At 41.5% G+C, this 11,284-nt stretch carries 8 protein-coding genes and 1 pseudogene; 8 read left to right on the top strand and 1 reads right to left on the bottom strand.

What is annotated here, in order from left to right; all coding sequences use genetic code 11:
- The first annotated feature begins 105 nt into the window (after positions 1-105).
- Complete coding sequence (locus WAE57_RS02090) at positions 106-579, top strand: type IV secretion protein Rhs (protein ID WP_337707800.1); 474 nt, start codon at positions 106-108, stop codon at positions 577-579.
- Between the two features lie 108 nt (positions 580-687).
- Here WAE57_RS02090 and gltA read toward each other — a convergent pair whose 3' ends face one another.
- Positions 688-1,965, bottom strand: coding sequence for a citrate synthase (gltA, locus tag WAE57_RS02085; protein WP_086176257.1), 1,278 nt, complete (start codon positions 1,963-1,965; stop codon positions 688-690).
- Between the two features lie 1,016 nt (positions 1,966-2,981).
- Between gltA and sdhC the strand changes: the two genes are divergently transcribed.
- From sdhC to odhB, 7 genes and pseudogenes are all read left to right on the top strand, one after another.
- Positions 2,982-3,380 carry a succinate dehydrogenase, cytochrome b556 subunit gene (gene sdhC, locus WAE57_RS02080; protein WP_143223892.1) on the top strand — a complete coding sequence of 133 codons (399 nt, stop codon included), beginning with the start codon at positions 2,982-2,984 and terminating at the stop codon, positions 3,378-3,380.
- Entirely contained in the window at positions 3,380-3,745 is a 366-nt protein-coding gene (gene sdhD / locus WAE57_RS02075; protein ID WP_086176256.1) for a succinate dehydrogenase, hydrophobic membrane anchor protein, read from the top strand. Before sdhC ends, sdhD begins: the two co-directional genes overlap by 1 nt.
- A 12-nt stretch (positions 3,746-3,757) precedes the next feature.
- Positions 3,758-5,656 (top strand): succinate dehydrogenase flavoprotein subunit, encoded by a 1,899-nt coding sequence (gene sdhA, locus WAE57_RS02070; protein WP_237786724.1) that lies wholly within the window; start codon positions 3,758-3,760, stop codon positions 5,654-5,656.
- A 14-nt stretch (positions 5,657-5,670) separates the two neighbouring features.
- Positions 5,671-6,381, top strand: a complete 711-nt coding sequence (locus WAE57_RS02065) for a succinate dehydrogenase iron-sulfur subunit (protein ID WP_086176254.1) — start codon at positions 5,671-5,673, stop codon at positions 6,379-6,381.
- A 586-nt stretch (positions 6,382-6,967) separates the two neighbouring features.
- A pseudogene (locus tag WAE57_RS02060) lies at positions 6,968-7,058 on the top strand (hypothetical protein); the annotation flags it as partial.
- A gap of 153 nt (positions 7,059-7,211) precedes the next feature.
- A complete protein-coding gene (locus WAE57_RS02055; protein WP_237786814.1) occupies positions 7,212-10,052 on the top strand; it encodes a 2-oxoglutarate dehydrogenase E1 component in 2,841 nt (946 codons plus the stop codon).
- Positions 10,052-11,269 (top strand): 2-oxoglutarate dehydrogenase complex dihydrolipoyllysine-residue succinyltransferase, encoded by a 1,218-nt coding sequence (gene odhB, locus WAE57_RS02050; RefSeq protein ID WP_337707793.1) that lies wholly within the window; start codon positions 10,052-10,054, stop codon positions 11,267-11,269. The genes WAE57_RS02055 and odhB overlap by 1 nt, the downstream gene beginning before the upstream one ends.
- Positions 11,270-11,284: the final 15 nt, after the last annotated feature.

Raw genomic sequence — 11,284 nt, 5'->3', positions numbered from 1 at the left:
GAAAAAAACAAAAAAAAATCCGAATTTAGACAAAAAGCTACAGCGATCATGAGAAAATGAACAAGCGGTTCATTTGTAGTGGTGACGAGGCACAATGACATTTTTATGAAAGCTATTTGGCAAAGATTTAATCGCTTGTTTGAAATTAAAAGCCGAAAGCTGAGCGCAGGTGAGAGAAGGCTTGCGGAGTCTGTTTTTGGGCCTCATTTGCAGCTGGATGCTATTTGCATCGTGGCACATCGCGCTGTTTTGAAGAATTATGCAATCAGCCCGAACGGGCATATTTATTTCAATCCGAAGAACTGGTGTGAAGATTTCTCCAAAATGCCGCTGGGGCAACAATCCTGGTTTATTCATGAGTTAACCCATGTTTGGCAAATTCAGCAAGGTGTGGCGGTGGTGCGTAAAGCGCTATTTGACCGTAAATATCATTATGTTCTTGAGCAGGGTAAACAGTTTTTGCAATATGGAGTAGAGCAGCAGGCGCAGATGGTGCAGGACTATTTTATTAAAAAAACGCGTGGCGAAGAGTGCGGTGCATATGAAGCCTGTATTCCCTTTTTGATGCAAAAAACCTGATTTCATCTTGTTCATCAAAAAACGTATCAAATACTTTAAATTATTTTATTTCAGGTATTAAAAAACCACCCGAAAGGGTGGTTTTTTAAATCATTAATTCTTGAAGAATTAACGACCTTGGATGTCACGTTGAACTTCACCAGTGTAAAGCTGACGTGGACGACCGATTTTGTAAGGGCCGCTGTGCATTTCTAACCAGTGGCTGATCCAGCCAACAGTACGTGCAAGAGCGAAGATTACAGTAAACATTTCAGTCGGGATACCAATCGCTTTAAGGATGATACCTGAGTAGAAGTCTACGTTAGGGTATAAGTTACGTTTGATGAAGTATTCGTCAGAAAGCGCGATACGTTCAAGTTCCATAGCCAAAGCAAGTTGTGGATCGTTAATGCCTAGAGCAGCAAGAACTTCATCACAAGTTTCTTTCATTACTTTCGCACGTGGATCGAAGTTTTTATAAACTCGGTGACCGAAGCCCATAAGTTTAACTTCTTTAGTTTTCACTTTTTCCATGAAGCCAGCAACGTTTTCTACAGTGCCGATTTCATCAAGCATCTTAAGAACAGCTTCGTTCGCACCACCGTGAGCAGGACCCCAAAGTGCAGAAATACCTGCAGCGATACATGCGTAAGGGTTAGCGCCAGTAGAACCCGCTAAACGTACTGTAGAAGTAGACGCGTTTTGTTCGTGGTCAGCATGAAGCGTAAAGATACGGTCCATTGCTTTAGCAAGAATTGGGTTAACTTTGTAGTCTTTGTCTGCAGGAGTAGCAAACATCATGTACAAGAAGTTTTCAGCGTAGCTCAAGTCATTACGTGGATAAACGAATGGTTGACCAACTGTATATTTGTAGCTCCAAGCTGCTAGCGTAGGAACTTTAGCAATCAAGCGGATTGCAGTAATTTCACGGTGGTTAACATCTTCGATGTCCAAGTTGTTGTGATAGAACGCAGAAAGCGCACCAACTACACCAACCATAATTGCCATCGGGTGAGCGTCACGACGGAAACCATTGAAGAAACGGCTAACTTGGTCGTGAACCATCGTATGGTTACGAACTTTAGCATCAAATTCTACTTTTTGTTCAGCTGTTGGAAGTTCGCCGTTTAACAATAAGTAGCAAGTTTCTAGATAGTCTGCTTTAGTTGCAAGCTGGTCGATTGGGTAACCGCGGTGTAGAAGAACACCTTTGTTACCATCGATGAATGTGATTTTAGATTCACATGCAGCTGTTGCCATAAAACCAGGATCAAAAGTAAAGTGACCTGCGGCCAACACATCTTTAACGTCGATTACATCTGGGCCCAATGTGCCGCTGTAAATTGGTAATTCAATTTCTTTGCCATCAAGCTGTAAAACGGCTTTTTTGCCAGTTGCTTCAGACATTCAATAGATCTCCTGTCCTGGTGAATGTTTTATCTGACTCGTAGTACTAATCTTTTAATGCGCGAATCAGACGGGTCAAAAATTTGCTATAAGATTAGTGAGTACTGAAATTTTGTCAATTATACTTATGGATAAAAAGAGACGCTCTCACGGGGATTTGGTCAAAAATAATCCAGTAGCGAAAAGGAAAATATCAGTATCGACGCAGTATAATATGTCAAATGAAAATAAGTTGCAGAAAAAAATATGCATGTTGTTTGAATTGTAAGCAATTTTTAATTCTTAAAAACTCTGATAAATCCCAGTTATTTGTTGGTTTTTATATTCTAAATGATTAGAATTTTCGTAACTTACCTCTTTCTGGTGTTTTTGTTGTTGTTTTCTTGGTCATAATTAAAAGCGATAAGTGAAGAGTAAAATAAAGTTTGTTTGGTTAAAAAATAGCTGCTGAATATGTACTGAAATGCTGTTTATTTGTTCAAAAGATGAAAAATATCCCATAATTTTGCTGAAGAATTAAGCGTGATTTTGCTATGTAGGGAGGTTATACACAGATTAAGTGGTTATTTCGTTTCATGATATTTAATGAGTATAATTTTAGTAAATGTTGTATATTTATATTAAAAATAAAATCTATTATAGAGAGTGTGAATGTAGCTAATGGTGTTGTAAAATATAGTAATTACTTGTTCATCTTTAGTCTAAATAAATTATTTAAATTATTAAAGTAAAAAACGATCAGTAAATTTAAACTTTAATTAATAAAAACCAACTATATAGGTTAATTTTGTTAGATTTATTTTGTCTGCATATATTGAACAATTAATGTTAATGATTCTTATTTAATGGTTTTTTATAGAAAAGCTAAATGTGACTGTTTGTGTTTTGATAGTTCACGTTTTATAATTCAGTGTCGTTTTAAATTTAGGTATTGCTAGATATAGTAATAGCCTAAAAATGCTAGCTTTCCTTCGAATTAATTCCAACAAACTCCGGATGGAGTTTTTACTTACAGGATGCCCGCTGTGAAAAGCAACAGACCTGTCAATTTGTCCATGGGTCAAGTTTTAGAAGTAAACTTAAAATCCCCTGTGGCTATTGCATCAATTCTACACCGTCTTTCTGGTGTGATCGTATTTTTACTTGTACCGGTACTTTTGTGGCTTTTAGACAAATCATTGTCTTCTGCTGAAGGTTTTGCTGAAGTTCAGGCAATCTTTGGCGGCTTCATTGTACGTTTTATCGTATGGGTATTTGTAGCCGGCTTACTTTTCCATTTCATTATGGGTGTTAAGCATTTACTTGCAGACCTTGGTTTTGCTGAAGAACTGCAAAGTGGTCGTGTAGCAGCTACTATTTCATTGATCTTGGCTGCGATTTCAATTGTCGCATCATTTGTATGGATTGTTCTCTAATGAAAAGTGCTACAGGTTTAACGGGTTCAGGTTCTCGCGATTGGTATATCCAACGTGTAAGTGCTGTTGTATTAGCTGTTTATACTGTTGTGGTATTGGGTTGGATCCTTTTTCATGGTGGATTCAATTACGAACAATGGTACGGCTTCATGATGACATTACCAATGAAGATTTTATCTTTATTGGCAGTCTTATCTCTTGTCACACACGCTTGGATCGGCATGTGGCAGGTATTCACTGATTATGTGACTACTCGTCAAATGGGTCCTTCAGCTTCAGGCTTGCGTTTGGTGCTGACTTCAGCAGTGATCATTGCTGTATTTGCATATGCAATCTGGGCGATCCAGATTTTTTGGGCGAATTGATAGGAAACAATCATGGGCGCTATAACCCCTAAAGAAGATTACACAAATATTCCACATCAAACTTTCGATGCAGTCATCGTTGGTGGTGGTGGTTCAGGCATGCGCGCTTCTTACCAACTTGCTCAAGCGGGTTTGAAAGTTGCAGTACTGACTAAAGTATTCCCAACACGTTCACACACTGTTGCGGCACAGGGTGGTATTGGTGCATCTCTTGGTAATATGCAAGAAGATAACTGGCACTATCACTTCTATGACACAGTGAAAGGTTCTGACTGGTTAGGTGACCAAGACGCGATCGAGTTCATGACACGTGAAGCGCCTCAAGTTGTTTATGAACTTGAACACCTTGGTATGCCATTTGACCGTAACGCGGACGGTACAATTTACCAACGTCCATTCGGTGGTCACTCTGCGAACTACGGTGAAAAAGCTGTTCCTCGCGCATGTGCTGCTGCCGACCGTACTGGTCACGCGCTTCTTCACACGCTTTATCAAAGCAATGTGAAAATGGGTACTCAATTCTTTGTTGAATGGATCGCGCTTGATTTGATCCGTAATGAAGCAGGCGATGTACTTGGTGTAACTGCAATTGACCAAGAAACCGGTAAAATCGCAGTATTCCAAGCCAAAGCAACATTATTCGCTACTGGTGGTGCTGGTCGTGTTTACCGTGCATCTACAAACGCTTATATCAACACTGGTGACGGTCTTGGTATGGCAGCTCGTGCGGGTATTCCATTACAAGATATGGAATTCTGGCAGTTCCACCCTACAGGTGTTGCGGGCGCAGGCGTATTGTTGACTGAAGGTTGTCGTGGTGAAGGTGCAATCCTTCGTAACAAAGACGGCGAACCGTTCATGGAACGTTATGCTCCAACTTTGAAAGACTTGGCGCCACGTGACTTCGTATCACGTTCTATGGACCAGGAAATCAAAGAAGGTCGCGGTTGTGGTCCTAAAGGTGATTATATCCTTCTTGATATGACTCACTTGGGTGCTGACACCATCATGAAACGTCTTCCATCTGTATTCGAGATTGGTAAGAAATTCGCGAACGTTGACATCACTAAAGAGCCAATTCCAGTAGTACCAACAATCCATTACCAAATGGGTGGTATTCCTACCAATATTCATGGTCAGGTTGTTGTACCTGAAAGCCGCGAAACTACGCCGCTTGAAGCACATTACAACAAAGAAACTGATGTTTATTCTACCAATGCTGAAGGTCGTAACTTCACTAAACCTGTAAAAGGTTTTTATGCAATTGGTGAGTGTTCATGTGTATCTGTACACGGTGCAAACCGTTTAGGTACTAACTCACTGCTTGACTTGGTTGTATTTGGTAAAGCTGCTGGTGAACACATCATTGACTACGTGACTAAACACCACGGCGATGAATATGCACCGCTTCCAACGACTGTACTTGAGCAAACTGTTGCACGTATTCGTAAACTAGACGAATCAGCTACAGGTGAAAACGCTCAAGAAGTTGCTGATGCAATCCGTGATATCGTTCAAGATCATGCGGGTGTATTCCGTACATCTGCGCTTCTTGATGAAGGTGTTAAGCAAATTCTTGCGATCGAGCCACGTGTTCGTAACATTCATTTGAAAGACAAATCTAAAGTATTCAACACGGCGCGTATTGAAGCTCTAGAAGTTGAAAACTTGTATGAAGTTGCTAAAGCGACCTTGATTTCAGCTGCTGCTCGTAAAGAGTGTCGTGGTGCGCATACAGTGGTAGACTTTGAATTGTCACCTGATCATGCTGACTACCCATATGGTCGTCGTGATGATGAGTGGATGAAGCACACATTATGGTTCTCAACAGATAACCATCTTGAGTATAAGCCAGTGCGTTACCGTCCATTGTCGGTTGATGCTATTCCACCTAAACCACGTACGTTCTAATTAGGAGAAGTAAGATGAGTAGAGGTACTCGTACATTTAATATCTACCGCTACGATCCTGATAAGGATAAAGCACCGTACATGCAAACTTTTAAACTTGAGTTGACTGACAAGCACCGTATGTTGCTTGATGCTCTTCTTGCGTTGAAAGTACAAGACGAATCTTTGACATTCCGTCGTTCATGCCGCGAAGGTATTTGTGGTTCTGATGGTGTGAACATCAATGGTAAAAATGGTTTGGCGTGTCTTTGGAACCTGAACGATTTACCGGAAGTGATTACGGTTCGTCCTTTACCTGGTTTACCCGTGGTAAAAGATTTAGTTGTGGATATGAATCAGTTCTACGATCAGTACGACAAGATTCATCCATTCTTGATCAATAACCAGCCTGCACCAGCGAAAGAGCGTTTACAGTCTCCTGAAGAACGTGAACACTTAGATGGTTTGTATGAATGTATTCTTTGTGCATGTTGTTCAACTTCATGCCCATCATTCTGGTGGAACCCGGACAAGTTCTTGGGTCCTTCAGCATTGTTGAATGCATACCGCTTCATCATTGACTCTCGCGATACTGCAACTCAAGATCGTTTGGCTCGTCTTGACGACCCATTCAGCTTGTTCCGTTGTAAAGGCATCATGAACTGTGTATCGGTTTGTCCTAAAGGTCTTAACCCAACTAAAGCAATCGGTCACATCCGTAGCATGTTGTTAGACCAAGCAGGTTAATCTGTACCTAGTCAAAAAAAAGCACACCTAGGGGTGTGCTTTTTTTATGCTGATCATAGTTGCGTGGTATGAATGAGATATGAAATATCAATGTAAATAACTTGCGGAGAGGCTGATAGTGATTTTTTAAAGAGATATGACTGATTAAAATAAAAACGAAAATGTGCTTAAAAATGATCTGTTTGTTGTAAGACTGTTTTATTCGACAATTTAAGCGCTAATTGCAAGTTTGAATCTGCAAAGTTGAGATTAAGATGTTATCATATAACGTATATAAAGAGGGCTCAGTGTAAAAATTGTGCTCTCTTTTGTTATATGTGGTGGTGAGGCTAGGACTATGGTCTACATTGAATCTAATTTTTAGATAAAGCACCATATGTTAGAGGAAAATGATATCTATGTATTTCGCCAAGTTATGGAGGGTATGTGTCAAAAAAATCAATTGTAACTGGAGAACATGTTACGATTTGACACAAAGCTATATTTAAAAAAAGCCCTGTATTTACGTACATTTTTTCAACATTTGAAATTATGTATAAGGTTTATAAATAGATATAAATCGCTTTAGAAAAATTAAGTCGCGTAGTTATTTTTTCTAAGTCGATTTGCAAAAAATTGCTCGGTCTTGGTCGAGTATTTAAATGAGTGATGATGCCAATGAGGGCGTTATGATTCATTATTCACATTGGGTTATTCCTAATGTAGTGATAACGCCTCATGGCTTATGCCTGATGGGGACTAATGTCATATTACCAATTTGGCATTATTAATCATGGGTTCGCTTAAAAAGCATCCTGAAAATGTTTTTGCAATAGGAAATGGGTCCACAAATGCAAGAAGTTGCTGACGCACTGCGTCTTGACACTGAACTAAGCGCTGACAGTGCAGCGTATATTGAAGAACTTTATGAGCAGTATTTAACGTCACCAGACTCAGTTGGAGCTGACTGGCAGGAATACTTCGGTAAATTCCCTAAAGGTGATCAACCCCACAGCAATGTACGTGAGCAATTCCTTTTATTAGGTCGCAATTCAAGTCGCGTGCAACCTGTTGTGCAAAGTGCTGTAAGTTCTGAGCATGAACGTCGTCAAATTGGCGTTTTACAACTGATTGCTGCTTATCGTAACCGTGGTCACCAAAAAGCAAAATTAGATCCACTAGGTTTGGCTAAGCGTGAAATCGTGCCTGATCTAGATCTTGCTGCGCATGGTTTGACTCAATCTGACCTAGACACAGTATTTAACACGGGTAATCTTGCAATCGGTAAGACTGAAGCGACTTTGGCTGAAATGGTCAATGCCATGGAAGCAACATACTGTGCTTCTATTGGTGCTGAATACATGCACATTGTTGATACCAAAGAAAAACGCTGGATTCAACAACGTCTAGAAGGCGCTAAAGGTCAATTTGGTTTCTCTGCTGAGCAAAAGAAACACGTATTAGAGCGTTTAACTGCAGCTGAAGGCCTAGAAAAATACCTCGGTAATAAATACGTAGGTGCAAAACGCTTTGGTGTTGAAGGTGGTGAATCTTTCATCCCGATGGTAAACGAACTGATTCAACGTGCAGGTTCTGTAGGTTGTAAAGAAGTTGTGATCGGTATGCCTCACCGCGGCCGTTTAAACCTTCTTGTCAACATCATGGGTAAAAACCCGGCTGACCTGTTTGGTGAGTTTGAAGGGAAATCACTGACCAAAAAAGGTTCTGGCGACGTTAAATATCACCAAGGTTTCTCATCTAACGTAATGACTCCAGGTGGTGAAGTTCACTTGGCATTGGCATTTAACCCATCACACCTGGAAATTGTTGGACCTGTAGTAGAAGGTTCAGTACGTGCGCGTCAAGTACGTCGTCGTGACATTGGTGGTGATGATGTATTACCAGTCATCGTTCACGGTGATGCTGCATTTGCGGGTCAAGGTGTAAACCAAGAAACCTTCCAAATGTCACAAACTCGTGGTTACACAGTGGGTGGTACGGTTCATATTGTTGTAAACAACCAAGTTGGTTTCACAACATCTGATCCGCGTGATGCACGTTCAACAGAATACTGTACTGACATCGCGAAAATGATCCAGGCGCCGATCTTCCATGTAAATGGCGATGATCCTGAAGCAGTACTGTTTGTTTCTCAATTGGCACATGACTTCCGTCATACTTTCCGTAAAGACGTAGTGATTGACATGTTCTGTTACCGTCGCCGCGGTCACAACGAAGCTGATGAGCCAGCTGCAACTCAGCCAATGATGTACCAAATCATCAACAAGAAAACCACGACTCGTACCTTGTACGCTGATCAACTGGTACAACAGGGTATTCTTGATCGTGCTGCAGCTGATGCAATGGTTGAACAGTACCGTTCAGACCTTGAAGCGGGTAAACACGTTGCCAATGCCTTGGTATTGGAACCAAACACCAAAATGTTTGTAGACTGGACTCCATACTTGGGTCATGACTACACTGACATTTGGGATACGACTTTCCCTATCGAGCGTTTAAAAGAACTTGGCACTAAAATGCGTGAGCTTCCAGAAGGCTTCGTAATGCAACGCCAAGTGGCTAAAGTGATTGATGATCGCTTGAAAATGCAAACAGGCGAAATGCCACTGAACTGGGGTGCTGCTGAAACTTTAGCCTATGCCACCATTCTTGATGAAGGCTTCCTTGTGCGTTTAACGGGTGAAGACGTGGGTCGTGGTACTTTCTCACACCGTCATGCAAAATTGCATAATCAGGTAGATGGTTCGACATACATTCCACTTTGTCATATCAAAGAAAACCAGCCACGTACTGCAATTTATGACTCATTGTTGTCAGAAATGGCGGTTCTTGCGTTTGAATACGGTTATGCAACCACATTACCGAAAAGCTTGGTGATTTGGGAAGCTCAGTTCGGTGACTTCGCAAACTGTGCGCAAGTGGTGATTGACCAGTTCATCTCATCTGGTGAAACCAAATGGGAACGTGTATGTGGTTTAACACTGCTTCTTCCACACGGTTTTGAAGGTCAGGGTCCAGAGCATTCATCTGCACGTTTAGAACGTTTCTTGCAGCTATGTGCTGAAGACAACATGCAAGTGATTACGCCAACTACACCGGCTCAGATTTTCCATGCTATGCGTCGTCAGGCAATCCGTCCAATCCGTAAACCAATGATCGTGACTTCACCGAAGTCATTGCTTCGTCACAAACTTGCAACTTCTACATTAGAAGAACTTGCAACTGGTACATTCCAGACTGTGATTGATGAAATCGATCAAATCAATAAAGCAGACGTTACTCGTCTGGTACTCTGTGGTGGTAAGGTTTATTACGACTTGCTTGAAAAACGTCGCGAGCAAGAACTTAATAACACTGCAATCGTTCGTATTGAACAATTGTATCCATATCCAGAACAACGTATCGCTGAAGTACTTGCTTCTTATCCAAATGTTAAAGAAGTAGTTTGGACTCAAGAAGAACCGAAAAACCAAGGTGCTTGGTTGTTCATTGCGCCGCGTTTATATGACGATGTAATGAAAACAGGTAAACAAGTACGTATTAGCTTCGCAGGCCGTCCAGCATCTGCTGCGCCAGCTTGTGGTTCACCATATTTGCATGCAAAACAACAAGCTCAGCTGGTAAATGACGCATTAGCGATTGCAGCTGAACAATCAGGAGATTCTAAATAATGGCAACCGAAATTAAAGCACCGGTATTCCCAGAGTCAGTTGCAGACGGTACGATCGCAACTTGGCACAAACAACCAGGTGAAGCTGTATCACGCGATGAAGTGATCTGCGATATTGAAACTGATAAAGTTGTTTTAGAGGTTGTTGCTCCTGCTGACGGTACAATTGCATCAATTATCAAAAATGAAGGCGAGACTGTACTTTCGAATGAAGTGATTGCACAGTTTGAAGAGGGTGCTGTTTCTGGCGCTGCTCAAACTCAAGCAGTTCAATCTGAAGGTCAGGTAGAACAAGCCGCTGCTCAAACTGAAGCGGGTGCTGCACCTGTAGTTGAACGTAGCCAACCTGTTCAAGATCAAGCGCCTGCAGTTCGTAAGGCGTTGGCTGAAACTGGTATTGCTGCAAGTGATGTTGCTGGTACAGGCCGTGGTGGTCGCATCACTAAAGAAGATGTTGCAAGCCATCAAGCTAAACCAGCTGCTCCTGCTGCTGCGCCTTTAAGCGTTGCTGTAGGTGAGCGTATTGAAAAACGCGTTCCAATGACTCGTTTACGTAAACGTGTTGCTGAACGTCTACTTGCTGCTACTCAATCAACAGCAATGTTAACGACGTTCAATGAAGTGAACATGAAACCAATCATGGAAATGCGTGCTCAATACAAAGATGCATTCGAGAAACGTCATGGTGCACGTCTAGGCTTTATGTCATTCTTCGTTAAAGCGGCGACTGAAGCACTTAAACGCTACCCAGCGGTAAATGCTTCTATTGATGGCGACGATATCGTTTACCACGGTTTCTATGACATCGGTGTAGCGGTTTCTTCTGAACGTGGTCTTGTGGTTCCTGTTCTTCGTGATACAGACCGCATGAACTATGCTGAAGTTGAAAATGGTATCCGTGCTTACGCTGCGAAAGCGCGTGATGGCAAATTGGGCATTGAAGACATGACTGGCGGTACATTCACCATTACTAATGGTGGTACATTCGGTTCATTGCTTTCTACTCCAATCTTGAATACACCACAAACTGCAATCTTGGGTATGCACAAAATCCAGGAACGTCCGATGGCTGTAAATGGTCAAGTAGAAATCTTGCCAATGATGTATTTAGCGCTTTCTTATGACCATCGTTTAATCGACGGTAAAGAGGCGGTAGGTTTCCTTGTAGCGATCAAAGAATTGTTAGAAGAACCTGCTCGTCTTATCCTTGATCTTTAATTCTAAAGAATAAAT

The organism is Acinetobacter sp. NS-4 (genome assembly GCF_037402435.1).
Classification (GTDB): Bacteria; Pseudomonadota; Gammaproteobacteria; order Pseudomonadales; family Moraxellaceae; genus Acinetobacter.
This window is presented reverse-complemented; position numbering and strand designations above follow the sequence as displayed.